Annotated in this window: 23 protein-coding genes; 8 read left to right on the top strand and 15 right to left on the bottom strand. The window is 54.4% G+C overall.

Annotated features, from left to right (window positions below; translation table 11 throughout):
* Positions 1-96 precede the first annotated feature (96 nt).
* Positions 97-1707: an ABC transporter substrate-binding protein gene (locus EDC54_RS12665; protein ID WP_132456767.1), complete on the bottom strand. Its 1611-nt coding sequence runs from the start codon at positions 1705-1707 to the stop codon at positions 97-99.
* Positions 1708-1789: 82 nt separating this feature from the next.
* A complete protein-coding gene (locus EDC54_RS12660; RefSeq protein WP_132456764.1) occupies positions 1790-2944 on the bottom strand; it encodes a mandelate racemase family protein in 1155 nt (384 codons plus the stop codon).
* Between the two features lie 633 nt (positions 2945-3577).
* Between EDC54_RS12660 and nirB the strand changes: the two genes are divergently transcribed.
* Genes nirB through cysG form a run of 3 tightly spaced genes read left to right on the top strand, consistent with a single transcriptional unit; the run spans position 3578 to position 7932 of the window.
* Entirely contained in the window at positions 3578-6130 is a 2553-nt protein-coding gene (nirB, locus tag EDC54_RS12655; RefSeq protein ID WP_132456761.1) for a nitrite reductase large subunit NirB, read from the top strand.
* Positions 6127-6495 (top strand): nitrite reductase small subunit NirD, encoded by a 369-nt coding sequence (gene nirD, locus EDC54_RS12650; protein ID WP_132456758.1) that lies wholly within the window; start codon positions 6127-6129, stop codon positions 6493-6495. The genes nirB and nirD overlap by 4 nt, the downstream gene beginning before the upstream one ends.
* 57 nt (positions 6496-6552) lie before the next feature.
* The gene (gene cysG / locus EDC54_RS12645) at positions 6553-7932 is read left to right on the top strand and encodes a siroheme synthase CysG (RefSeq protein WP_132456755.1); all 1380 of its coding nucleotides are present in this window, start codon (positions 6553-6555) and stop codon (positions 7930-7932) included.
* A 58-nt stretch (positions 7933-7990) separates the two neighbouring features.
* Here the strand turns inward: cysG and trpS are convergent, their stop codons facing one another.
* The 12 genes from trpS to pilM form a co-directional block, all read right to left on the bottom strand.
* Positions 7991-8995, bottom strand: a complete 1005-nt coding sequence (gene trpS, locus EDC54_RS12640; RefSeq protein WP_132456752.1) for a tryptophan--tRNA ligase — start codon at positions 8993-8995, stop codon at positions 7991-7993.
* Between the two features lie 11 nt (positions 8996-9006).
* Complete coding sequence (locus tag EDC54_RS12635) at positions 9007-9696, bottom strand: phosphoglycolate phosphatase (RefSeq protein ID WP_132456749.1); 690 nt, start codon at positions 9694-9696, stop codon at positions 9007-9009.
* The gene (gene rpe, locus EDC54_RS12630) at positions 9689-10366 is read right to left on the bottom strand and encodes a ribulose-phosphate 3-epimerase (RefSeq protein ID WP_132456746.1); all 678 of its coding nucleotides are present in this window, start codon (positions 10364-10366) and stop codon (positions 9689-9691) included. The genes EDC54_RS12635 and rpe overlap by 8 nt, the downstream gene beginning before the upstream one ends.
* A gap of 119 nt (positions 10367-10485) precedes the next feature.
* Entirely contained in the window at positions 10486-11298 is an 813-nt protein-coding gene (gene dam, locus EDC54_RS12625) for an adenine-specific DNA-methyltransferase (RefSeq protein ID WP_132456743.1), read from the bottom strand.
* A 79-nt stretch (positions 11299-11377) separates the two neighbouring features.
* Positions 11378-12391, bottom strand: a complete 1014-nt coding sequence (locus EDC54_RS12620; protein ID WP_132456740.1) for an SPOR domain-containing protein — start codon at positions 12389-12391, stop codon at positions 11378-11380.
* Positions 12392-12541: 150 nt separating this feature from the next.
* Entirely contained in the window at positions 12542-13627 is a 1086-nt protein-coding gene (gene aroB, locus EDC54_RS12615) for a 3-dehydroquinate synthase (protein ID WP_132456737.1), read from the bottom strand.
* A gap of 53 nt (positions 13628-13680) precedes the next feature.
* On the bottom strand, positions 13681-14202 hold the full coding sequence (gene aroK, locus EDC54_RS12610) for a shikimate kinase AroK (protein WP_005969451.1): 522 nt from the start codon (positions 14200-14202) through the stop codon (positions 13681-13683).
* Positions 14203-14551: 349 nt separating this feature from the next.
* Positions 14552-15802: a DNA uptake porin HofQ gene (gene hofQ / locus EDC54_RS12605; RefSeq protein ID WP_380895504.1), complete on the bottom strand. Its 1251-nt coding sequence runs from the start codon at positions 15800-15802 to the stop codon at positions 14552-14554.
* A 114-nt stretch (positions 15803-15916) separates the two neighbouring features.
* The gene (locus EDC54_RS12600) at positions 15917-16291 is read right to left on the bottom strand and encodes a DNA utilization family protein (RefSeq protein ID WP_132456731.1); all 375 of its coding nucleotides are present in this window, start codon (positions 16289-16291) and stop codon (positions 15917-15919) included.
* Positions 16288-16884: a GspMb/PilO family protein gene (locus EDC54_RS12595; protein WP_132456728.1), complete on the bottom strand. Its 597-nt coding sequence runs from the start codon at positions 16882-16884 to the stop codon at positions 16288-16290. The genes EDC54_RS12600 and EDC54_RS12595 overlap by 4 nt, the downstream gene beginning before the upstream one ends.
* Positions 16877-17446 (bottom strand): PilN domain-containing protein, encoded by a 570-nt coding sequence (locus EDC54_RS12590; protein ID WP_132456725.1) that lies wholly within the window; start codon positions 17444-17446, stop codon positions 16877-16879. The genes EDC54_RS12595 and EDC54_RS12590 overlap by 8 nt, the downstream gene beginning before the upstream one ends.
* A 2-nt stretch (positions 17447-17448) precedes the next feature.
* Positions 17449-18297, bottom strand: coding sequence for a type IV pilus biogenesis protein PilM (gene pilM / locus EDC54_RS12585; protein WP_132456722.1), 849 nt, complete (start codon positions 18295-18297; stop codon positions 17449-17451).
* A 108-nt stretch (positions 18298-18405) separates the two neighbouring features.
* On the opposite strand from pilM, the gene mrcA reads away from it, so the two are divergent.
* Positions 18406-20961 carry a peptidoglycan glycosyltransferase/peptidoglycan DD-transpeptidase MrcA gene (mrcA, locus tag EDC54_RS12580; RefSeq protein ID WP_132456718.1) on the top strand — a complete coding sequence of 852 codons (2556 nt, stop codon included), beginning with the start codon at positions 18406-18408 and terminating at the stop codon, positions 20959-20961.
* A gap of 76 nt (positions 20962-21037) precedes the next feature.
* Here mrcA and nudE read toward each other — a convergent pair whose 3' ends face one another.
* Positions 21038-21595, bottom strand: coding sequence for an ADP compounds hydrolase NudE (nudE, locus tag EDC54_RS12575; protein WP_132456715.1), 558 nt, complete (start codon positions 21593-21595; stop codon positions 21038-21040).
* Between the two features lie 435 nt (positions 21596-22030).
* On the opposite strand from nudE, the gene EDC54_RS12565 reads away from it, so the two are divergent.
* The 4 genes from EDC54_RS12565 (at position 22031) to hslO (ending at position 26368) form a co-directional block, all read left to right on the top strand.
* Positions 22031-24178, top strand: coding sequence for an intracellular growth attenuator family protein (locus EDC54_RS12565; RefSeq protein ID WP_132456712.1), 2148 nt, complete (start codon positions 22031-22033; stop codon positions 24176-24178).
* A gap of 108 nt (positions 24179-24286) precedes the next feature.
* Positions 24287-24973 carry a GMP/IMP nucleotidase gene (gene yrfG, locus EDC54_RS12560; RefSeq protein WP_132456709.1) on the top strand — a complete coding sequence of 229 codons (687 nt, stop codon included), beginning with the start codon at positions 24287-24289 and terminating at the stop codon, positions 24971-24973.
* A 33-nt stretch (positions 24974-25006) separates the two neighbouring features.
* The gene (gene hslR / locus EDC54_RS12555; protein ID WP_132456706.1) at positions 25007-25417 is read left to right on the top strand and encodes a ribosome-associated heat shock protein Hsp15; all 411 of its coding nucleotides are present in this window, start codon (positions 25007-25009) and stop codon (positions 25415-25417) included.
* Positions 25418-25498: 81 nt separating this feature from the next.
* The gene (gene hslO, locus EDC54_RS12550; RefSeq protein WP_132456703.1) at positions 25499-26368 is read left to right on the top strand and encodes an Hsp33 family molecular chaperone HslO; all 870 of its coding nucleotides are present in this window, start codon (positions 25499-25501) and stop codon (positions 26366-26368) included.
* Positions 26369-26426: the final 58 nt, after the last annotated feature.

The raw sequence follows: 26426 nt of genomic DNA, 5'->3' as shown, positions 1-26426 counted from the left end.
GCAAAACGCCACTCACGCGGTCATCTCTTTTTGACATTCCGATCGGGATAACGCACCGGTAGCAAGCCGGCGCATCATCCGGTTAAACGTGGAAAACTAGCGCTGCTTATACACCTCGCGCAGATGCGTCGTAGAGGACGGATGTGGCACATAGCCTTTGACGTCCTTACGCAACACCACAGAATCGATCATCTGCGACACCGGAATAATGGCCGGGAACAGCGCGTCATAACGATCCTGTACGTCGATATACATCTGCTTCTGTTTCTGAGGGTCTTTTTCCAACAGCGCCCGATCGATCATGTCGTTGAGCGGCTTATCGTAGAAAGACGTGCGCCAGCCCTGAAAGTTGGTCAGTCTGGCTTCGTCGCTGTTATCCGGGTTATAGGCAACAGAACGCAGGCTGGAGTGAGGATGCGGGTCGACGCCGCCGCCGCCGCGGCCAACCAGCATATCGAATTTACGATCGCGCATGGCGCCATAAACCTGATTACCGGTGCCGGAGATGATTTTGGCTTTGATGCCCGCCTGTGCCAGTGTGGACTGTACCGATGTCGCCAGATTCAGGAACGGCTGGTCGGACAGCACGCGCAGCGTGGTTTCAAAGCCATTCGGGTAGCCCGCTTCGGCCAGCAGCGCCTTGGCGCGCGGCACGTCCAGCGCGTAGCCGGGATTGGGCAGCGTCGCGTCCATCCCTGCCTGAATCGGACGCTGATGATAAAAGCCATAGCCCGGCATCACCGTCTTGTTGATGCCGTCGTAATCAATCAGGTAGCGAACCGCCTCGCGCACTTTCGGTTTGGCGAAAAACTCATTTTTCAGGCTCATCGCCACGTAGTACAGCGTGCCTTTTTTCACCTCATCAACCACAACGTTGTTGTCTTTTTTCAGCGCATTGATATCCGGCACCGACATCCCGGATGCCACATCAATATCGCCTTTTTCAATCATCAACCGCAGCGCCTGTGATTCGGTCATGTGGCGGAAAATCACGCGCCGCATTTTCGCCTCACCCTGCCAATAGTTCTCCACCTTGCTGATGCGCAGCACATCTTTCGCCTGCCACACGTCCAGCTTGAACGGGCCGGAACCGGCTTCATTGGTGGTCAGCCAGCCGTTACCCCAGTCGCCGTTTTTCTCGTGCTTCATCACCGTTTTGCTATCCAGCACCGAGCCGCTGCCCAGCGTGGCCAGCGAGTAGATCACCAGTTTGGGATCGTTCGGTTTCGGCAGTTCGATTTCCACGGTGTGGGCGTCTTTGGCGCGGATCATTTTCTCCACGTTTTCCGCGGTAAAGCCGTAGGATTTCCACGTGGTGGCCTGTGCCATGTTGAGATTAAGAAGACGCTTCATCGACCAGGCGAAATCCTGCGCCGTCACGGGGTTGCCGGAATGGAATCTGGCGTTGTCCACCAGATTGAACGTGATGATTTTCCCGTCATCGCTGACGCTCCAGCTTTTCGCCACAGAGGGCAGAATGTTGCTCAGGTTCGCCGGATCCAGTACCACCAGCGAGTCATAGAGGTTGACGATAATGCCCACCACTTCATTACCGGTCATGGCGGCCGGATCGAGTGAGAGCATATTGTTCATGTTCATCCCGACGATCAGCTGATCGTCAGGCGTTTTTGCCGATAGAATGGCCGGCGTTGCGGCCATGCAGAGTGAACCTAACAGCAGGGTACGAAGTATTGCTCGTGCTTTCATTATTCTTCTCCAGGTGTGGAAGCATGGAAGACGACAACTTTTTATTTTTTAGGTAAGGCTATCTGTCAGATCGAACAAACGGTTATTCTTTACTCAGGGTATGCTCCTCAATCCAGTCAAAATTGATATCTTCTCCCAGTCCCGGACGTTGCGGCAGATGCACAAAGCCCTCGTCATCCATCGGATCGACAATCGAATTCAGGTAGGCGGCAGGTTCGTCATAATTGAGGAACGGATGCAGCAGACCACGTTCATACCAGCGGCAGTTTTTGATCGCCCCAACGACGTTGAGGTTCGGCGCACCGTTGCCATGAATTTCGCAATCCATACCGAAGGATTCCGCCAGACTGGCGACCTTCAGACACGGCCAGAGACCGCCTACGCCCTGCACGCCCGCGCGTAAAATGTCGCATGCGCCTTCTTTAACCCAGTCGGCGCGGCTGAAATATTTCCCAGACAAGCTCTCCGGCCCGATGACATCGATATCCAGGCTCTTGGTCAGCCAGCTATAGGACGCCATGCTCTGCTCTTCCATCGGCTCTTCAAACCAGGTGAAATCAAGCTTTTGCAATTCACGACCGATGTATAACGCGTCGCTGCGGCTGTACCAGTGGTAACCATCCAGCATCAGACAGATATCCGGGCCGACCGCTTCACGCACCGCCGCGCAGGCTTTCACGTCCATCTTCGGGCTGGGCGCGAACGACACCGGGGGCATCCAGGTGTGCAGCTTGATGGCTTTATAGCCGCGCGCGACCAGCTTTTCTGCAAACTGGCCGTACTCTTCCGGCGTCGATAATCCCCCCTCCAGCTCATCGCCGCACATGGTGCTGCCGTAAGCCGGCACTTTTTCACGATAGCCGCCCAGCAGTTTGTGCACCGGCATATTCAGCGCACGGCCTTGCAGATCCCACAGTGCGGATTCCACAATCGACAGCGCACGGTCGGTCAGTTGATTGGCGCTACCACGCTGCCAGTGCACCAAATCCTGCCATAAGCGCTCGCGGTCGAACGGGTTTTGCCCGATCAACACTTTGCGAAAGAAAGCATTAACGATATGAGGACGAATCACTTCCGGCGGAGCGAAAGCGTAACCTTGCTGACCATCATCAGCCGTGATGGTCAGCAGCGCCATCCTGGCCTGATTTTCGGGACCCGGGTGTGAATGACCCGCACTGTCGGAAACCCGACGCGTGGGATAAGTGAAGACGGTGACATCAATTGATTCAATTTTCACGTTGTTACCTGCCTTGATGTTTAACACAACTCATGTACAAGATTTGCGAATATAGGCCACTCTAATTAAAGAATAACGCCACTGATTATGGTGAGAGGGGTCGTTAAAAGCACCGGAATCCTTCTGGTTCGACCCGATAAGGCGATCGTCATCACAAAAAGAAATCATGTGTTAATTTTAGAAAAATACCGTTTTATTTTTAATTATTAAGGTTGTTTCGACGTTAGTCATTAGGCAATTACTTTCATATGAAGAAATTATGTCGTGGATAACTGTGCAACTGCACATAAATCTGTGAGCATTATCACCAGAAAATCCGATATCCTTATTAAATAAAGGGATAATCACTAAGTTTTATTTTTGTCCCTGTTTACGGGCAGAAAATCGCCCGGGAGAATTGTTAGTCTGATAGCCGATTTGCCATGACCTCATCTCAGCGTCTGAACAAAAGCGTGCTATAGGTCTTATTTTTCACATACTCAAAACCTTAACAAAAACCAGCACTTAATAAAAAGTAAGCAAAATCATATATATACTCCCTAATGGGTATATAAAAGACAATTTGATGTACATCAACAAACGCGCTCTGTAGCACGATAAGGTAGCCTCAGAAGATGCAATTTTGAGGCAAAAATGAACAAAGTCAGACTCGCTGTTATCGGTAACGGGATGGTCGGCCACCGTTTTATCGAAGAGCTGTTGGATAAGGCCCCCCCATCCACCTTTGAGATTACCGTTTTTTGTGAAGAGCCCCGCGTCGCCTACGACCGCGTCCACCTCTCCTCTTACTTCTCCCACCACACGGTAGAAGAACTCTCTCTGGTACGAGAAGGCTATTACGAAAAAAATGGCGTCAACGTTCTGTTAGGCGAACGCGCTATCACCATCAACCGCAGTGAAAAAGCCATTTATTCCAATTCCGGTCGTACCCTGTATTACGACAAGCTCATCATGGCAACGGGTTCCTACCCCTGGATCCCCGAAATCAAAGGATCAAACGGGCAGGACTGTTTCGTTTACCGCACCATTGAGGATTTGAATGCCATCGAAAACTGCGCACGTCGTAGCAAGCGCGGTGCGGTCATTGGCGGCGGTCTGTTAGGACTGGAAGCCGCCGGGGCGCTGAAACACCTTGGCGTGGAAACGCACGTCATTGAATTCGCGCCGGTGCTGATGGCCGAACAGCTTGATGCGCAAGGCGGTGCGCTACTGCGGCGTAAGATTGAAAACATGGGTGTGCGTGTGCACACCAGCAAGAACACGCAGGCTATTCAACATGCCGGTCTGGAAAGCCGCAAGACGATGGTGTTCGCCGATGGCAGTACGCTTGAAGTCGATTTTATCGTGTTCTCTACCGGTATCCGCGCGCAGGACAAGCTGGCGCGTCAGTGTGCGCTGGAGATCGGCCCACGCGGCGGTATCGCGATTAATGACTGGTGCCAAACTTCCGACCCCGATGTCTACGCCATTGGCGAATGCGCCGCCTGGCATGGCAGGCCGTTTGGTCTGGTCGCGCCCGGTTATAAGATGGCGCAGGTCGCCGTTGACCACCTGTTGGGGCATGAAAATCGCTTTCAGGGCGCCGACCTGAGCGCCAAACTCAAGCTGATGGGCGTCGATGTTGGCGGCATCGGCGATGCGCACGGCCATACGCCGGGCGCGCGCAGCTATATGTGGCTGGATGAAAACAAAGAAACCTATAAGCGTCTGATCGTCAGCGCCGACAATAAAACGCTGCTCGGCGCCGTTCTGGTCGGTGACACGCGGGATTACGGCAACCTGTTGCAATTCATGCTGAACAAAATCCCGCTGCCGGACGCCCCCGAAGCGATGATTCTTCCCTCGACAGCCGGCAGCGCGAAACCGGGGCTGGGCGTTGATGCCTTGCCGGAAAGCGCGCAAATCTGCTCCTGCTTCGATGTTTCCAAAGGCGACATTATCAAAGCCATTAACGGCGGCTGCCATACCGTTGCCGCCATTAAGGAAACCACCAAAGCCGGAACCGGGTGCGGCGGCTGTATTCCGTTGATTACGCAAGTACTGAATGCGGAACTCAGCAAACAAGGGATTGAAGTCAATCATCATCTGTGCGAGCACTTTGCCTATTCCCGGCAGGAGCTGTACCACCTGATTCAAATCGAAAAAATCAAAACGTTCGATCAACTGCTGGAGAAACATGGTTCAGGTTACGGCTGTGAAATCTGTAAGCCCACCGTGGCTTCCCTGTTAGCCTCCTGCTGGAACGAATACGTCCTCAAACCGCAGCACACGCCGTTGCAGGATTCCAACGATAACTTCCTCGGCAATATCCAGAAAGACGGCACCTACTCCGTGATCCCACGTTCCGCAGGCGGCGAGATCACGCCGGATGGTCTGATCGCGATTGGCCGTATCGCGAAACAATATAATCTGTACACCAAAATGACCGGCTCTCAGCGCATGGCACTGTTTGGCGTGCAGAAAGACGATCTGCCTGACGTCTGGGCCCAGCTCATCGAAGCCGGGTTTGAAACGGGCCATGCTTACGCCAAAGCGCTGCGTATGGCAAAAACCTGCGTCGGCAGCAGCTGGTGCCGCTTTGGCGTTGGCGACAGCGTCGGCTTAGGCGTTGAACTGGAAAACCGCTACAAAGGCATTCGCACCCCGCACAAAATGAAATTCGGCGTCTCCGGCTGTACGCGGGAATGTGCGGAAGCGCAGGGGAAAGACGTGGGGGTTATCGCCACCGAAAAAGGCTGGAACCTCTACGTTTGCGGTAACGGCGGGATGAAGCCGCGCCATGCCGACCTGCTGGAAGCCGACCTCGATCGTGAGACGTTAATCCGCTATCTCGACCGCTTCATGATGTTTTACATCCGCACGGCCGATAAGCTTCAGCGCACGTCGGTCTGGCTGGAGAATCTCGAAGGCGGGATCGATTATCTGCGTAATGTGATTGTGAATGACAAGCTGGGCATTAACGATCAGCTCGAAGCCGATATGGCCCGACTGAGAGAAAGCTATGTTTGTGAATGGCAGGCAACGCTGGACGCCCCGGAAGCGCGGAAGCGCTTTGCTCATTTTGTCAACAGCACGGCGCGTGACCCGAATGTACAAATGGTCGGAGAGCGTCAGCAACACCGTCCGGCTCGCCCTGCCGAGCGCATTCCGGTTAAACACATCGAAACAGAGGGGCAAGACGCATGAGCCAGTGGACAACCGTATGTAAGCTAGACGACATTCTGCCCGGCACCGGTGTCTGTGCGCTGGTCGAGCAACAACAGATCGCGGTATTCCGGCCACGTAACGATGAACAGGTCTACGCCATCAGCAACATCGACCCGTTCGCGCAGGCCAGCGTATTAAGCCGTGGAATATTGGCTGAACATCAGGGGGAGCTTTGGGTAGCAAGCCCGTTGAAAAAACAGCATTTTCGCCTCAGCGATGGCGCCTGTCTGGAGGATAGCGCCAACGCCGTTTCCGCCTATGCGGTTCAGGTTATCAACGGTAATGTGCAAATATCCGTCGCAGACAGCGACACCGCTGTGGATAATAGCCAACTTTTATCTTGATCGTCATGCCCCGTCACCGCGGGGCGCTGACAAACCTGAGCTTGCAAGAGGCATTACATGGATTACCTACCAATATTCTGTCAGCTGCGCGATAAACCCTGTCTATTGGTAGGCGGAGGAGAGATCGCCGAGCGCAAAGCCCGGCTATTGCTGGATGCGGGGGCGTCCCTGACGGTCAATGCGCCCAACTTCAACGCGCAGTTTCTGGCCTGGGAGCAGGCTGCGCAATTGACGCTGATACGCGGAACGTTTGAGCCGACGCTGCTGGACTCGGTATGGCTGGTGATTGCCGCCACAGACGATAGCGACGTCAACAATCACATTTATGCCAGTGCCAATGAACGCCGCATCTTCTGTAACGTCGTCGACTCACCAGAGCGCGCCAGCTTCATCATGCCGTCGATCATCGATCGTTCGCCGCTGATGGTCGCAGTCTCCTCTGGCGGTTCCGCGCCCGTGCTGGCCCGTCTACTGCGGGAAAAACTGGAAAGCATTCTGCCGCAGCATCTCGGCAAACTGGCGGCGCTGGCGGGAACGCTACGCGGTCGGGTTAAAAAGCGTTTTCACTCGATGAGCGCTCGCCGCCGCTTCTGGGAAAAACTCTTCGTACACGATCGGCTGGCGCAGGCGCTGGCGAATGAAGACAGCCCGCGAGTGCAACAACTGACGGAACAGCTATTTTCCGCGCCGCTGGAGGATCGGGGAGAGGTGACGCTGGTCGGCGCCGGGCCGGGCGATGCGGCATTGCTGACGCTGAAAGGCTTACAGCAACTGCAACAGGCCGATATTGTGGTTTACGATCGGCTGGTGTCGGAAGAAATACTCAACCTGTCGCGCCGCGATGCTGAGCGCATCTTCGTCGGCAAAGCGTCTGGCTACCACAGCGTCCCTCAGGAGCAAATCAACCAGCTTCTGGCAGAAAAAGCGCGTGCGGGTCATCGGGTCGTCAGGCTGAAGGGGGGAGATCCTTTCATTTTTGGCCGCGGGGCCGAAGAGCTGGAACACTTGCATCAGGCGGGCGTGCCGTTTTCCGTCGTGCCGGGTATCACTGCGGCTTCCGGCTGTGCGGCCTACAGCGGTATTCCGCTCACGCATCGCGATCATTCGCAGGGCGTCAGACTGATCACCGGACACGTCAAGCACGACACCGACCTGGACTGGTCCAGTCTGGCGGCGGAAAAACAGACGCTGGTGTTCTACATGGGGCTTCAGCAAGCTGAATACATTCAAAGCAAACTGATTGAACAGCGGCTACCGGAGACTGTCCCTGTCGCCATTATCGAAAACGGCACCTCAACCAGTCAACGCGTTCTGAGCGGGCAGCTTTCACAGTTGAGCGAATTGGCGCAGCAGGCCAGCAGCCCCAGTTTGATCATCATCGGCAACGTGGTCGGGCTACGGGAAAAACTGAACTGGTTTGCCCCGTCTTCCGGCTAACCGGCAACGGGCCGGGAACAACATTATCAGGAGGCTACGCCTCCTGAGTTTTTATCCGTTACGGGCGAGCAACGAAGCCGACGGCGTCGTAGACTTTTTTCAGGGTTTCCTGAGCGCGTGCGCTGGCTTTCTCCGCCCCTTCGCGCATCACCTGATGCAGGAACGCCTCATCGTTACGGAAGCGGTGATAGCGCGCTTGCAGCTCGGATAACATGCCGGACACGGCATCCGCGACCGCGCCTTTCAGGTGACCATACATCTGACCGCTGAATTCCTGCTCCAGCTCAGGAATGCTTTTCCCCGTCACGCTAGACAGAATATCCAACAGGTTCGATACCCCGGCTTTGTTCGCCACGTCATAACGCACCACAGGCGGCTCGTCGGAGTCCGTCATCGCGCGTTTAATCTTCTTCACCACCGATTTCGGATCTTCCAGCAGACCGATAACATTGTTGCGGTTATCGTCAGATTTGGACATCTTCCGGGTCGGTTCCTGCAAAGACATGACGCGCGCCCCTGATTTCGGAATAAACGGTTCAGGCACCTTGAAGATATCGCCATACAGACTATTGAAGCGTTGAGCAATATCGCGGCTCAGCTCAAGGTGCTGTTTCTGATCTTCCCCCACGGGTACCTGCGCCGCCTGATACAGCAGGATATCCGCTACCATCAGCACCGGATAATCAAACAGACCGGCGTTGATGTTCTCTCCATAGCGCGCGGATTTATCCTTGAACTGTGTCATTCGGTTCAGCTCACCGAAATACGCGTAGCAGTTCAGTACCCAACTCAGTTGACTGTGTTCAGGCACATGAGACTGAACAAAAATGGTGCTTTTTTTCGGGTCGATGCCGCACGCCAGATAGAGCGCCAGCGTATCCAGCGTCGCTTTTCTCAGCGTCTGCGGATCCTGACGTACCGTGATGGCATGCAGATCCACGATGCAATAGATGCAGTCGTAATCATCCTGCATGGTAACCCACTGACGTAACGCCCCCATGTAATTACCAATGGTCAATTCGCCAGACGGCTGTGCACCGCTAAATACAATGGGCTTGCTCATACTAAGGGTTCCTAATTATGTGAAGAAAAACGCCCGATCAGGGGCAAAATATCGGCAAAACGATCCAGAACAACCTCTGGCTGACTCCGCTCGATCGCTTCACCATAGTTATAGCCATACGTCATACCGACACTGGGGCACCCCGCCGCTTTTGCCGCCAGAATGTCATTGCGGGAATCCCCCACGAATAACAGTTCGCCGGCGCGTAAACCCAGCTTGCCGAGCACCAGATACAACGGCGCGGGATGCGGCTTTTTCATGGTAACGTCATCGCCGCCGATGACCAGAGAAAAATATTCGCCTATCCCTAATCCTGCCAGCAGCGGCGCAACGAACGGCGTCGGTTTATTGGTCACGATCGCCATCGGGAAGCCCTGCTGCGCCAAATTCGCCAGCGTCTCCTTTACCTGCGGGAACAGCGCGCTCCCGCTCTCTACCGTTTGCGCGTAATAGCGATCGAACAACTCACGGGTTTCCCGTATGCGCGCCGCAGTCGGCTCAACGCCAGCCCAGCGGAGCGCTCGCTCAACCAGCACATCGGCGCCGTTACCGATCCAGGTCGCCACTCTCGTTTCACCCGCCGCAGGCAGCGACAGCGCTTTTAATGCCTCGTCAACGGCGGCCGCCAGACCCGGCGCGCTGTTGATCAAAGTGCCGTCCAAATCAAAAGCCAGCCCGCGAATCGCCGTTAATTCAGTCATGCTTCACCTTAGCGATTTCGCTACGCATCTGATCAATAATGGTATGGTAGTCCGGGTGACCAAAAATCGCCGAACCGGCCACAAACATATCCGCTCCCGCCTCGGCAATCGCGCCAATATTCTCCACTTTTACACCGCCATCCACTTCCAGACGGATGTCGTAACCGCTGTCGTCGATTAAACGACGCACCTGACGCAGTTTATCCAACGTGCCGGGAATAAAAGACTGGCCGCCAAACCCAGGGTTAACCGACATCAACAGAATGATGTCCAGCTTATCCATAACGTAATCAAGGTAGCTCAGCGGCGTCGCCGGGTTAAACACCAGCCCCGCTTTGCAGCCGTGGTCTTTGATCAATTGCAGGGAGCGATCGAGATGGTCCGAGGCCTCAGGATGGAAAGTAATAAAACTGGCGCCCGCGCTGGCGAAATCGGGGATAATACGGTCCACCGGCTTCACCATCAGGTGAACGTCAATCGGCGCGGTAATACCGTAATCACGCAGGGATTTCAGCACCAGCGGACCGATCGTCAGGTTGGGCACATAGTGGTTGTCCATGACATCAAAATGGACCACATCGGCTCCGGCAGCCAGTACCTTCGCCGTATCCTCACCAAGCCGGGCAAAATCAGCCGACAAAATGGACGGCGCGATTAAAAACGGTTTCATTGATCTCTCCAAACAATAAAGTCTGAGTGCCTGCAGGTACCGGCTCCCGAGGCATGACGCCTATAGGACGACATCAACCGATTCGCTGCGCGCTGTTTACCCCACGATACCAAACGGCATCACCGATATAGGGCCAATAATTCGTTGACTTTACTACGTCCTAAAATGTTACGGCTAATGGTGCGACGTGCTTTAACAACATACAGCACCGCCTCCTGATACCACTCGCGAGTCAACAACGTGTCGTGATTGGAGATCAGAACCGGGATCTGACTTTCAACCGACAGACGGTGCGCCAACTGAGCCAGACTCTGCTGGTCGGTTCGGCTGAAATTATTGGTGTGGTAGGCCGTAAAATTCGCCGTGGCCGACAGCGGCGCATAAGGCGGATCGCAATAAACAACGGATCCCTTCTCTGCCTTCTCCAGCGTGTCCTGATAGTGCTCACAGACAAAAGTGGCATTCTGCGCTTTAAAAGCGAACCAGCGAATCTCTTCTTCTGGAAAATAGGGCTTCTTATAGCGCCCGAAAGGGACATTGAACTCGCCGCGCATGTTGTAACGGCACAATCCGTTATAGCAATGGCGGTTCAAATAGAGGAACAACAGCGCACGTCGATAAGGATCTTCGCAAAGGTTAAACTCTTCGCGCAAGAGATAAAACATCTCGGATGTATTCATCTCTCCCGTAAAGAGCTTACGGGCATCTGCAACGAACTCATCGGCATTCGACTTGACGATGTTGTACAGGTTAATCAGGTCACTATTAATATCGGCCAGTATGTAGCGATCATATTCCGTATTCAGAAATACGGAACCTGCGCCAACAAAGGGCTCAATAAGACAATCTCCTGCGGGTAAATAGCGACGAATCTCTTCTACCAGCGGATATTTACCACCAGCCCATTTCAAAAAAGCGCGGTTCTTCTTCATGCCGTCGTTAATTACTCATACGTTTCAGAGCCGCGGATTGTACTCTGTGTCAGACAGCACATCAGGGCTAAAATTGGTATTACTTATTCAAGTCCTGCTTCACCTGGCGGATCGGCTTAACCCATGGTTTTTTCGCTTGTACCTCTGCAGGTAATGAGGCTATTGCCCGTTTCGCTTCAGCAGAAGATGCATAGACTCCAGTCACTAACACATACCAGGATTTTCCATCTCGTTTGGTTTCGTACACCCATGAATGGGTAAGATTCTGTTGTTTTGCGAACGCCTTCAGCGTATCCGGGCGTGAAGCGCTGCTCAGTTGCAACGTGAAGTGGTTAGCAGGCGCATTCTGTACCGAGCCGCTTTGCCCGGCGGTAGCCGCGCTTTTTGCGTTAACAGCCGGTTTATTGGTTGCCGGCGCTTTTTGCGTACTGTTCGCTGCGTGCCTGCTACTCCTCTGAGCTGCTGGCGTCGCATTGTGCGCGCTCTTGCCCGGTGCCGCCGCGGGCGTTTTACCGACTGACCCTACCGTTGCGGGCGCCGTCGGCAACGTCGAGTTTCCGGTCGCGCTCTGAGAGAAGTCGCTGACGTTCCCTTGCTGTTGCGACAGCGCATCGGTGATATTGCCCGGCAACTCAATACGCTGCTGGCCCGCCACCGGGGGTTGAACCTGTGCATCCGTCGGCGTACCGGAAATCGGCGGCGCCGTTAAAGTCTGGGGCGACATCGGCGTTTGAGGAGACGTCTGCTCCGGCATTTGACCATGCGCGGCCTCGCTGGAAAGCGGCGTAAGCGTATCCCCGGAAGAGGGAGACGGAGAATTTTGCGTCATGGAAGACGAAGATGAGAGATCAATGCTTCTCTCCCCGCCGGCCTGGCTCTGCGTCTGGGTCGTTTGTGGCTGAGAAGGTGCCTGCAAGGCAGAACCAATACCGATGATCAATAGCACCAGCACAACAATCCCGATACCAATCATCAGGTGCTGTCTGGATAATGCTATCTTCGGTATCGCAAAGCCGCGGCTTTTTTGCTGACGAGTGGGTCGACGGTCACTGGCATCAGGCTTCAGCTCATCTTCCGGCTTAAACTCATCCATTTAACATCTCCCAACTGAAAAGCTTGAATTCGCCGCAATATCGTCAGGACGAATCATTGAATCATAACGCATTATGTTTTATTAACCATAACCCATTGCGGCTTATCTGTCGTCAATACTTCGACTTCATTGCTCGACAGCGTCACCCAATCAGGCTAAACAATCTGCTATCGCTGCCAGTACGACGTCATAGGCGACGCCGCCACGAACTTCCGATTGGCCTATCGCCGTCGGCAACACCAAACGCAGTTCACCCGCCAGCACTTTTTTGTCACGCATCATGTGGGGAAGATAAGCGTCAGGCGCCATTTGCGTCGGACCATTCACCGGCAAACCGGCACGAACCAGCAGAGATGTGATCCGCTCAATGTCTGTAACCGAAAACTGCCCGAGCCGACGTGCGGTATGTGCAGCCATCATCATGCCTGCCGCCACCGCCTCGCCATGAAGCCAGTTGCCGTAGCCCATTTCCGCTTCAATCGCGTGCCCGTAAGTATGGCCCAAATTGAGCAATGCCCGCATACCGCTTTCACGTTCATCTGCCGCAACCACGGCCGCTTTAATTTCACAGCAACGTCGGATGCAGTAAGCCAGCGCATCATGCTGTAACCCGCGCACGGCCTCAATGTTCTCTTCGAGCCAAAGAAAGAAGTCGCGATCCAGAATAATGCCGTACTTAATGACTTCCGCCAGCCCGGATGACAACTCCCGCGCCGGTAACGTTTTCAGGCAGTTCAGATCGATCACAACCGATGCGGGCTGGTAGAACGCCCCGATCATGTTTTTACCCAGCGGGTGGTTGACGGCGGTTTTCCCGCCGACGGAAGAATCTACCTGTGATAATAGCGTCGTGGGCACCTGAATAAACCGAACGCCACGCTGGTAGCTGGCGGCGGCAAAACCGGCTAAATCGCCAATGACGCCGCCGCCCAGAGCGACAATCGTGGTATCACGGCCATGCGGCTTCGCCAGCAGCGCCGTAAACACCTGATCCAGTACCGCCAGCGATTTGTACTGCTCACCATCGGGTAAAATAACCTGATCGACGTGCACGCCGTTTTTTTCCAACACGCCACGCACACGATCAAGATACAGGGGAGCCAGCGTCTGGTTCGTCACCAGCATGGCCTGCTCCCCCGTGTTCAACGGCATAAAAGAAGCCGAATCATCAAATAATCCGGCGGCTATCGTAATGGGATAACTGCGTTCCCCGAGTGTTACGGTAAGTCTTTCCATGCTCGTTAAACAACCCGTTCAGGATCCGCGCAATGCGGGATTAAGGTATGCTCTTAGTTACTTTCCAGCATATTAATAATCTGGTTAGCAACGACCTTGGCGCTTTGTTCGTCAGTTCGGATAGTGACGTCAGCAATTTCTTCATACAGCGGGTTTCGCTCTTTCGCTAACGCCTCCAACACTTCACGCGGAGGGGTTTCAACCTGAAGTAACGGACGTTTTTTGTCACGCTGCGTGCGGGCCAACTGTTTTTCGATTGTCGTTTCCAAATAAACAACGACGCCGCGCGCGGAAAGACGGTTACGCGTCTCGCGTGATTTAACTGAGCCACCGCCCGTTGCCAGCACGATGCCTTGCTTTTCCGTCAATTCATTAATGACTTTCTCTTCACGATCGCGGAAGCCTTCTTCACCTTCCACATCGAATACCCAGCCCACATCAGCCCCGGTACGTCGCTCAATTTCTTGATCGGAGTCGAAAAACTCCATATTGAGTTGTTGAGCTAACTGCCGGCCAATAGTGCTTTTGCCGGCACCCATAGGCCCAACCAGAAAGATATTGCGTTTCTCTGCCATGTTTTTTGGTATTACTAAGACAATTCGTTAATGATAACCCGCCCCGCCAATCAACCCAGCGGCGGGACCTAAACTGAAACCTCATGAGCGATAGTGTGAGAATCAGACAAAAAATTATCTCAATACTCAGGGTAGTTTGGCAACCGAATATAATGTCACACCGACCACGGGGGTCAATGTAGTATGTTTTATCGACATTTTCGGTGGAACAACACTTCAGTGCTCAATTCGCTAACCCTTGTAAGCTAAATCCGCCGCAGCGTCAAACTCATAAGGGTCGAACGCGACAAAATATTGCTCCACACCCGAAAAAATATGGCGGGATAACCTAGGCCGTACCGGTCATCGCTCATGACGATGCAGGTATTAACGTCGGTGTAATGAAAATAACCAATTCTCGCCGCGTATGCTGCTGAGCATGGTTTCTGAACAAAGCGCCAACGAGAGGGACGTCGCCCAGTATCGGTACCTGCCTGCTCCCCTTTTTCTTTTGCTGCTGGAAAATACCGCCTAAGACGATCGTTTCCCCATCGGCTACCGTCACCTGAGTCTGGATTTCCTGTTTATCAATGGCCAACGCCTCACCGTTATCACTCTGTTTGATCGCCTGTCCCGGCATGTTCTGGCTGATTTTCAGGTTCAACGTAATGCGTCCTGCCCGCAAAATATCCGGTGTGACCTCCATACCCAACACCGCTTCTTTAAACTCTATCGACGTCGAACCGCTGGCTCCGCTGGATACCTGATAAGGAATTTCCGTTCCCTGTTTAATACTGGCGGTTTGCTGATGAGCGGTAAATAACCGGGGGCTGGCGATGATTTCGACCTGATTCTCCTGCTCCAACGCCATTAACTCCAAATCCAGCAGCCGCCCATTCAATCGCGCCAAATGAAACCCCATATTGATTGCCGGCGTATCCACCGGCAGGCCAACATTGAAATTATTCAGCCTGAGAGCTTTGCTTGCCGCCTCCCCCTCGCCAAGCCCCCAGTGAACGCCCAATTCCTGCAAATGCTCACTGCTGATAGTGACAATGTGCGCAGCCAGTTGAACCTGCGCCAACGGCAGATCGAGCGCCTTCACCCATGGCTCCAACTGCCTGAGCGCCTCTTGTGTGTCACGGATCAGCAGCGTATTCGTCCGTTTATCCACCGTGACGCTGCCGCGCCCGGAAAGCAGCGTCCCTCGCTGCGCCTGAACGCCGGCGGCCACTTCAGCGGCGTCAGCATATTGCAACGTCACCGAAAGATTGTGCAACGGCAACTGCTGCGCCTGTTGTGCCACTCGCGCATCCTGCTCCTGCTGTAGGGACGCAAGATCAGCCGCAGGGAAGACCAACAGCACGCGACCATTGCGTTCTATGCCGAGTTTTCCTATGCGTAAAACGCTATCCAGCGCCTGCTGCCAGGGAATATCTGCCAGCCTCAGGCTGATGTTTCCCGTCACGCCCGGTGCGATCACCAGATTGAGCTGCTGGTGATCGGCTAATGCCTGTAACACCCGCGACACCGGCGAATCCTCAAATGCCATGGACACCGGGCTCTCCGCATTAACCGGGTGCGGTATGGCGAGAACCAGCAGCCCGCTCCACAGGCTCATCCGACTTAACATCCAAATGTTCATTACTCTCCTTATTATCAAGAAAACGCGGTTGTCAAAAGGTCATGGCCCAAAACATCTGTCAGCAAAGATGCGCCGGTGCAAGAACATCGCTTATTCAGCAAGGCTATTGATAAACGGAGAAGGCAACTGCACCGCCGACAGACCATGACACCCCTCTGCACGCGTAGCTGGCACGAGTCTGGCTCCTGATTTATCCACGTGGTGGACCAGCCAATGCCCCGGCGGGATCGCCGCGCCATTTTTCAGTTGAAGCCAGCCGATCTCCGGCAGCGTCAGCCAACCTGCCCACTGGTCACCGGAGCCGATCACCCCTTTTAGCTGCCACTGCGGCAAAACCTTCGAAAGCGGACAGCGCAATGCCTCCACGGGCTGAAAAGGGTCGATACGCGCGACGGCCTTTTCTGCGTGTGCGCTGTGCGGCGCAAGCAGCAGCATTAACAGGATATGGAACATCGTTTTTTTCATCGCACGTCTTCCGCCGCGCTTAGCGATAACTCAACGCGTAGCCGCTGTGTTTTTGTCTGCTGCTCGTCGGAGGCGTCATCCGATTGCAGGGTCAACGGCCCGATTCGCAGTACATGCAGCACATAAGGCCACCCCGTCAGCTCACGAAGCACTTGCAGTACGCCCGTGTAGCTGGCACTAAAGACCAGTTGCCAACGCGCCTGCGAGAAAGAGTCCGTATGGGGTGGCGCGGGTTGCCAGGACAAGAGCATGGCACCGGCCTGTGAGAGAGGCTCAGCGATGCGCTGCGCCAGCCCGGCAGGCTGAAATGGGTTAGTTGGTGCGGTTTTTTGCGCGAGCTGCATTTGCAGCTCCGCCAGTGGCGGCATTGCGTCTATCTGCTGGCGAATTTGCTGTATATCCAGACGAACCCGGACGGTTTGTTCTTCTATATTCCAAACGGCTCGCCACATGCCGCCTATGAGTAGCCAGCAGGACAGCGTGCCCGCCGCAACGACCACGATCAATTGCATGACGATCTGTTGCCATAGCGGTTTGGCCATCAGCCCCGGCCAGCCCAGCACAATATCAATCATAGCCTGCTGTTTAATCATGGTTTTTTTCCTGCGGCGAAAGGGTCATACCGAACCAGTCCGCCCGAAAGGAAAAACTCAGCCGGGTCCCGGCGTCCCGCTCACGGGAGGTGTGCAGCAAGTGTACGCGTTCGACCGAAGCATGACGCGATAACGCGTGTTGCAACGCTATGATGTCGTCGTAGTTTTCACTCAGGCCTGAAAGCAACAGATGCGAACGTCGATCGACGATTTCCGTCAGCCACAGCCTCGCCGGCAACATGCTGACGAGCTGTTCGAAAAGCTGGAGATTGCGCCGATTGTCGCGCAGGATGATCGCCTCGGTGCGTTCTTTTTCCTGATAGCGCCGCAGTCTGTCTCGGACGCTATAGGTTTGTTGGTAATGTGACGTTAGCTGACGCTGTTCGGCCTCTGCGGCATTAAGCATCTCCTGCGCGCGCTGTTGTCTATGCTGCCAAAGAAAATAAAGCACGACGACCAGACACAGCATCAGCACCAACTGTAGCCACAACAGCCCTAACCAACGGCGAGCCTGCTGGCGCATCCGGTTTTTACGCCACGGTAACAGGTTAATCAGCAACATCGTCAGGAATCCTCAGGGCGTAATGCCAGGCCACAGGCAATGACAAAAGCGGGAGGAAATACCGGTAGCGGTGGTTGCATCTGGTTAAATACCGTGAAAGGCGACCACGATAGCAGATCGGTTTGCTGTAGGCAGGTGGCGTCGTCAACACCGGAGTAATAGGCGACACTCCCGACATCATGATGATAGCGAGTACTCACAATCGATAAAATATCCGCGCCCTCGTCAATCTCATCAAGGGGTATGACGCCCGACTGAAAAGCCTGGTTCAGCGGCGAAACCCACAGCCAGCCGTCCGGCAGGCGATGCAAGAACAAGCGGTCAGACGCCAGCCTCGCCAACTGTGCCATCGTGCGCAGCGCACACGTTGAAACCTCAAGAACATCCGGGCGCAGCCCTGCATTATTCAGGCACGCCAGCCAGACGTCGATTTCCTGCCGACGTGCCGCCGTTACCAGTAACGCCCCGGGCGAATGGGGATCTTCCCGATAGTCTATCGCTAGCGAACCACGGCTGACGGGCAGATTGCGCGCTGCCATCGTTTCGAGATACATGCTGTGCTCCGGCTCTTGCAAACGGCGATCGGGGAGCGGTAGTCGCTGCTGTAAAATCAACTGAGCGGGAAACCCTACCCGCAGTGAAATATGGCCGGGCAGTTGGCGGCGCCATTTGCGCAAGGCCTCACAAAGCGCGTCGGTATGGTGTAGACTACCCGCGCGTAACGTATCGTCCGGCAGTGGATATTGCCACCACTGACGAAGTTGCCAGCCATAACGACGGTGCTGAACCGCCAGCGCGCGCATACAGCCGTTTTGTATATCTAACCCAACCCGCCAGATGTGATAAGCCATGTTCAACCCGATTTCCTTATCTAAACGTATCCACAGTGCTGGCTTACCTTTATACTAGCGCTCAATTGTTTATAAACTATCCAAACGCTACTGAATGGAAAATCTCAGGTGAAGTTCGTAAAGTATTTACTCATCCTTGCAGTCTGTTGCATTCTGTTGGGAACCGCCTCGATATATGGTTTGTACCGCTATGTCGAACCCCAACTGCCCGACGTCGCCACGCTGAAAGACGTCCGTCTGCAAACACCAATGCAGGTTTACAGCGCCGACGGCGAACTGATCGCCCAGTTTGGCGAAAAACGCCGTATCCCGCTCAAGCTGAACCAGATGCCTCCTGAACTGGTACATGCGTTTATCGCGACAGAAGACAGCCGCTTCTACGATCACCACGGTGTCGACCCCGTTGGGATTATCCGCGCCGCCTCTATCGCGCTCACTTCCGGTCACGCTTCTCAGGGAGCCAGTACCATTACGCAGCAGCTCGCCAGGAATTTCTTCCTGAGCCCGGAGCGCACCCTGATCCGCAAAATCAAAGAGGTGTTTCTGGCTATCCGTATCGAGCAAATGCTGACTAAAGATGAAATCCTTGAGCTCTATCTGAACAAGATCTATCTCGGCTATCGCGCCTATGGCGTAGGCGCAGCGGCACATGTCTACTTCGGCCGCCCGGTTGATCAATTGACGCTGAGCGAAATGGCGATGATCGCGGGTTTGCCGAAAGCGCCATCAACATTCAATCCGCTCTATTCTTACGATCGCGCCGTTGCCCGCCGCAACGTGGTGCTTGCCCGCATGAAGGATGAAAACTACATCACGCAGGCGCAATACAATGAAGCGCGCAATGAAAAGCTGGTCGCAAATTATCACGCGCCCAAAATTTCCTTTTCCGCGCCCTATGTCGCGGAAATGGTGCGGCAGGAGATGGTGAAGCGCTACGGCGAAGATGCGTATAACGACGGTTATAAAGTCTACACAACCATCACCCAAAAACGGCAAATGGCCGCGCAAGAAGCGTTGCGCAATAACGTTCTCGCCTATGACATGCGCCACGGTTATCGCGGCCCAGGCAAAGTGTTGTGGAAAGTCGGAGAAAGCGTCTGGGATCAGGCAAAGATGATCGCCACGCTGAAAGCGCTGCCCGTCTATGGACCGCTCTACCCGGCCATCATCACCAGCACCACGTCTGAAAACGCGATTGCGCTCCTGTCCGACGGCAGCAATATTGCCCTGCCGATGTCAGGCATGCGCTGGGCGCGCCCCTATCGTTCCGACACTCAGCAAGGGCCAACGCCGAAACGGGTCACAGACGTGGTACAGGCAGGGCAGCAAGTCTGGGTGCGCAAAGTCAACGATGACTGGTGGCTGGCACAGGTGCCGGACGTCAATTCGGCCATCGTTTCGCTCAACCCTAAAGACGGGGCGATAGAAGCGCTGGTCGGCGGTTTCGATTTCAACCACAGTAAGTTCAACCGCGCGACGCAGGCGCTACGCCAGATTGGCTCCAACATCAAACCGTTTTTGTATACCGCGGCGATGGACAAAGGGCTGACGCTGGCAACGATTCTGAACGACGTGCCGATTACCCGCTGGGATGCCGGCGCAGGCTCTGACTGGCGTCCCAAAAACTCACCGGCGAGCTATGATGGCCCAATCCGTTTGCGGCAAGGGCTTGGACAATCCAAAAACGTCGTAATGGTCCGCGCCATGCGCGCCATGGGCGTCGATTACGCGGCGGAATACCTGCAACGTTTCGGCTTCCCTGCGCAGAATATCGTCCATACGGAATCGCTGGCGCTTGGGGCACCGTCGTTTACGCCGCTACAGGTGGTGCGTGGTTATGCTGTCATGGCGAACGGCGGCTATCTGGTCGATCCCTACCTGATTACCCGAATTGAAGATGAAACGGGCAATGCGGTTTTCTCTGCTACGCCGAAAGTCGTCTGCGATACCTGTAATCTGCCGCTGGTATATGGTGAAACACCGCGTTCTCCGGTGCTGGCAACCACGAATGTTGAAGATGTTGCTACTTCAAATGAAGCGCCGCCGCAAGGGCTGCCTCAGCCAGAGTTAGAGCCCGTCACGCCTGAGGCTGCGCAAAAAAACGTGGCGCAGCCTTACGCGCCTCACGTGATCAGCACGCCGCTGGCCTTTCTGATTAAAGATGCGTTAAACAGTAATATCTTCGGCGAGCCGGGTTGGATGGGAACAGGCTGGCGTGCAGGTCGTGATTTGAAACGCCGCGATATCGGCGGCAAAACGGGGACGACCAACAGCGCCAAAGATGCCTGGTTCTCCGGTTATGGCCCGGATTTGGTGACCTCAGTCTGGATTGGCTTTGACGATCACCGCCGTAATCTGGGCGCCAGCAGCGCATCCGGCGTCATTAAAGATCAGATCTCCGGCTATGAAGGCGGGGCGAAATCGGCCCAACCGGCCTGGGATGACTTTATGAAAGCCGCGCTGGACGGCGTGCCGGAACAACCGCTGTCGCCGCCGCCCGGTATCGTCAGCGTGGTGATCGATCGCAGCAGCGGCAAACTCTCCAGCGGAGGGGGAAACAGCCGTAGCGAATACTTCATTGAAGGCACCGAGCCGAAAGAGTATGAAGTGCACGAGGTCGGCACGACGTTGATGGATAACGGACAAAGCGAAGAGTTGTTCTGATTTCAGGAAGCGATTCGGTCATGCAAATAGGGCGCGGGAAACCGCGCCCTATGCGTAACGTGCGATAAAATCACCGTTAGCGGGTTTGGCGATGTAACCAGTCCTGGGCCAGAAACAGCGCGCTAACGTTGCGCGCTTCATTGAAATCAGGCTCCTGCAACAGCGACATCATGTTTTCTACCGGCCAGCGAACCTGCGGCATCGGTTCTGGCTCATCGCCTTCACGGTGCTGCGGGTACAATCCACGTGCAATCACAATGTTCATCTGGCTGGAAAAATAGGAGGGCGCCATGGTTAGCGTCGCCAGCAATTCCAGTCGTTCCGCGCCAAAGCCGACCTCTTCCATCAGTTCGCGGTTAGCCGCTTCAAAAACGGTTTCACCCGGGTCGATCAACCCCTTGGGGAACCCCAACTCGTATTCTTCAATGCCGACGGCATATTCGCGGATCAACAACAGCGAATCGTCAATGATCGGCACCACCATCACCGCCTGCCGGCCGCTTGATCGCATCCGTTCATACACCCGACGGACCCCGTTGCTGAATTCAAGATCGACTGACTCAACGTTGAACAGGCGCGAACGCGCGATCGTTTCCACCTTGAGGATTTTAGGTTTTTGCAGGTTATGACTCATTGTGGCCTCCCAGAGAATTACGACCAGAACAGCACCTTAGCCCAACCCACACGAGAAGTGACGTTTACCGATACCTGAATACGGCATGCCGTTGATGAGAAGAAATCGTAAAGAGTCTTGTGAATCCTGTCCGCATTGTGCGTTAACAGTCACCTTCGCTGCAACTGTCGTGACGATAAATTTACCTGTAAGCAACATACAGGATACACTCTGACTCTGTATGAAAAGCCGCCGCCCAAAGTCAACCATTTAAAAAAAATAGGATTATCCTCATTCAAGCCGTGTTTTTTACACGTTACAATCATCGCCTTGTGCGATTGATTTCAGTATCAATTTAAAAAACAACGTCATGCGGGTTATCATCAGCGATATAATTTTGTTAAACTCCGACAAAGACAAGGAGGATTAGCATCGCGTTTTGGAATTGGAGATAAGATGAGCACAATATCCACTATATTGGCCATATTGTTTGCCTGTCTAATCATTGCCGGGGGGGTTGTCGTCTATCGCATGCGCCGCCGTTTTCTATCCATTCCTCCTCTGCCTGTTTCGCAATCGTTACCGCGACGGCTAACCGAAGAAGAACGCTATGCCGTTGAGCGCTATCTGGCGCAGGAAAACAGCCAGCGAACCACGCCGCTTGATACCCCTAACGCACAGCCAAAACTGCCGCGCTCCCTGCAAAGCAATCGGGTTTATCCCATTACGCATACCATCACGCGCTATGGTCTGAGTACCGATGTTCAAAATAAATGGCGTTACTATATTGATCGGCAGGAAATCCACCTGCCTCCCTGTTGGGAACAATATATTACCGAAAATAATACGATAGAACTGATCAAAACACGTTCAATCCCGCTGGTTATCTCCCTGAATGGGCACTCATTGATCGAGTGCCTTGACGATCGTCCGCTAGCCCCGTTGCCGTCCGAAATGCCGGCGCTGAACGCGTCTATCCGTCAGGAGGACAGTGAACACGCGGAACTGGTCACTATCCGCAAAGAAACGCGTGAAGAGCACGCGATTCACCATTCCAGAGGGCTAAAGGAAACGGCGGTGCTCAGTCTGTCCTTTCTGCTTCTGTTCATCAGTCTCAATAGCCCTATCGTTCTGCTCCCCTGGCTGATTGGCACCGCGGCGCTGCTGGCAGTCTGGAGCCTGTGGCAACTTTTTCGTTCGCCGTCTAAGCAAGAATTGCGCGATGTGCACTGCCTTCACGGTACACCGCGGGGGTTGGGGCTGTTTGGTGAATCCCATCAGGGGCCGCTCGGTAATATTTCTCTCGGAAACATCGACCTGATCTATCCCCCGCACTGGCAACCCTATATTACGCAGAGTCTGGGGGAGAAAACGGACGTAGATATTTATCTCAACCGGCAGGTTATCCGCCAGGGAGAACACCTTTCCCTGCATGACGAAGTCAAGAATTTTCCGCTACAGCATTGGGGAAAAAATCTGCTGTTGGCCGCAGGTTCATTATTCTGCCTGATTATTCTTGTCATCAACGTGCCGCTTGAGCTGCCGTTAAAACTGAGTATGGCCTGGCTTCAGGGAGCACAGAATATCGAAGTGAAAAAGGTAAGCGATCTGGAAAAAATGTCTCTCAGGATTGGCGATACGCTGTCTGTGCGTGGTAACGGCATGTGCTACGTCCCTGCCGGTATTCATCCCGTTGCAACGCCGTCACCCTATGCGTTTAGCCCTTTCGACTGTTCCGCGATTTACTGGAACATAGCCGCACCGTTGCCGCTGCCGGAATCCGAGACGATTGAAAAAGCGTCCGCGCTGCTTAACGCAGTAAACAGCCAGCTCCATCCGCAAGCGAATCAAGAAGATCAGGTCAGTTCGCCCCTGGCCTCCACAATCCAGAAATCCGGGCTGATCCTGCTGAAAAATTTCGCAGAAGTCGTTCTGAAAACACAGGATTTGTGCGCACAGGAAAACGAGTGTTCCCGCCTCAAGAACGCGCTGGTCAACCTGAGTGACGTTAAAAACTGGAACACGCTGGTAAAAGATGCCAATTCCGGCAAGCTGAAAGGCATGAATGTGGTGCTGCCCCCCGTTAGCGCAGAAACGCTGGAAGCGCTGGTCAATAGCTCCACCGAGCTGTTTTTCTATCAGGAAATCAATAACGCGGCGGATTCGCTAAACAGTCCCCCGCCCGGCGGCTTCCTGATCCGCAGCGAGGAAGGCCGGCAGTTTGTTAACCATCCACTGCCCCCCATGCCGCTCAATGAGTATCGCCCATCCGAGCAGTGGCAGGAACTCCAGCGGCTTTCCGCGATGTTGTTACACACCCCATTTAATGCCACAGGCGTTATCACTCAGCTCAGCACCGACGCCAATGGGACACAGCACATCAGCCTGCATAGCGAACCGGATGTCATCACCGTGTGGCGCTACTTCGGCAGTTGCCTGCTGCTGCTGCTTTTCTCCACGGTTTTTATCGTCAATATGGTTCTGGTCAGCATTAAAATGCGCAAAAGCCAGCGGCGGGTTGCCAACATTCAGCGCTATTACGCTTCAAGATTCAATATGATGACAGATTCGCCACCGGAGAGTCGCCCGCTGTTGCCCCGTTAGCGCCATCGTGCCGCGCCCGCGGTTATGCTAACCTGCTCGTCGGGTTTCCCGTCATGACAGCGCGTTCGCTGCGTCACTCAATGCCAGCGCGCAACATCTGGAGTCGTTATGAATTCCCACATCAACTGGCGCAATATCGACACCGTCATACTGGATATGGATGGCACGCTGCTCGATCTGGCGTTTGACAACTATTTCTGGCTTCACTGGGTGCCGCAATCGCTCAGCGAAAAACGTCGCATCAGTCTTGAGCAGGCCCGGCAGCTTATCAAGCGGGAATATCAGGCCGTTCAACACACGCTAAACTGGTACTGTTTCGATTACTGGACAGCGTGTCTGGATCTGGATATCTATCAAATGACGACGGATATCGGCGCGCGCGCGCGTCTGCGTGATGACACCACGCCTTTTTTAGCCGCGCTGCGCGAGTGCGGCAAAGAGACCATCCTGCTGACCAATGCCCATCCTCATGGTCTGGCGGTGAAAATCGAACATACCGGGCTTGATCAGTACCTTGATTTATTACTTTCCACCCATACTTATGGGTATCCGAAAGAAAACCAGCGTTTATGGCAGGCCGTGCAGCAACAAACCGGCTTTGACCCGGCCAGAACGCTGTTTGTGGATGACAGCGAGCCGATTCTGGACGCCGCGAAAACCTTCGGCATCCGTTACTGTCTGGGCGTTCGCAATCCAGACTCCGGCCAGCAGGAAAAGACCTTTCTGCAACATCCGTCAATGAACGACTACCTTGCGCTGCTACCAGCCCTGCGTCATTCCGTTAACGCCGGATAATGCAGGTGGCCTGAGGGGGAATCAGGGGGATTTATGGTGAAATCAACCGAGCATAGCGACGACGCCGTTCGTCTGGACAAATGGCTGTGGGCGGCCCGTTTCTATAAAACCCGGGCGATTGCCCGGGAGATGATCGAAGGCGGCAAAGTCCACTACAACGGACAGCGTGGTAAGCCAGGCAAACAGGTCGAACGGAATGCCGAGATTCAGCTGCGTCAGGGAAATGATGAACGCACCGTGATCATTTTGGCCATCAGCGGTCAGCGCAGGAGCGCAACTGAGGCGCAGTCACTGTATCAGGAAACAGCTGAAAGCATTGAGAAACGCGAAAAGCTGGCGCGGGCGCGAAAAATGAATGCGCTGACGATGCCACACCCGGATCGGCGCCCTGATAAAAAAGAGCGGCGCGATCTGATTAAATTTAAATACAGCGATCGGGAATAACGCTTCGTCCTTCATGTGTTGGTCAGCAGACTGCTGGCCTATGTCACGTTGGCGATCGCTGCACCACAACGAGAAAACATTATGGCCCATGACCAATTACATCGTTACCTGTTTGAAAATTATGCCGTTCGCGGCGAGCTGGTGACGGTTAACGACACCTATCAACGTATTCTGACCAACCACGACTATCCGGCTGCCGTGCAGACGCTGCTGGGCGAAATGCTGGTCGCCACCAGCCTGCTGACCGCAACGCTGAAATTCAGCGGCGACATTACCGTGCAGCTTCAGGGCGATGGCCCGCTGAAACTGGCGGTCATTAATGGCAACCACCGGCAGCAGATGCGCGGCGTTGCCCGCCTGCAAGGGGATATCCCGTCGGGAAGTTCGCTGAAAGAGATGGTCGGCAACGGTTATCTGGTGATTACCATTACGCCGACGGAAGGCGAGCGCTATCAAGGCGTCGTCGGTTTAGACGGTGACACCGTTGCCGAATGTCTGGAGAGCTATTTCCAACAGTCCGAGCAGTTGCCGACGCGGTTATTTATCCGTACCGGGGAACACGACGGCGAGCTGAAGGCCGCAGGCATGCTGCTTCAGGTATTGCCTGCTCAGGATGCCGATCGTCATGATTTCGAGCATCTGACGCAGTTAACCACCACGGTCAAAGCCGAGGAGCTATTTACCCTGCCAGCCACCGAGGTGCTGTACCGCCTTTACCATCAGGAAGAGGTGACGGTTTACGAACCGCAGGACGTCGAATTCCACTGTCACTGTTCACGCGATCGCTGCGCGAATGCATTAATGACGCTGTCCGATCAGGAAGTGAATGAGATGATCGAACAGGATGGTGAAATCGATATGCACTGTGACTACTGCGGCACACACTACTCGTTTAACTCACTGGACATTCGCGCGATCCGGCAAGAATCATCAAGAAATCTATTGCATTAATGTTCTCTCGGGTACGCAAGTACCCGCTTTTATCGTGTTTACTCCCCCCTGCGTAGAC

The sequence above is a fragment of the Samsonia erythrinae genome, from assembly GCF_004342665.1.
GTDB classification, from domain to species: domain Bacteria; phylum Pseudomonadota; class Gammaproteobacteria; order Enterobacterales; family Enterobacteriaceae; genus Samsonia; species Samsonia erythrinae.
This window is presented reverse-complemented; position numbering and strand designations above follow the sequence as displayed.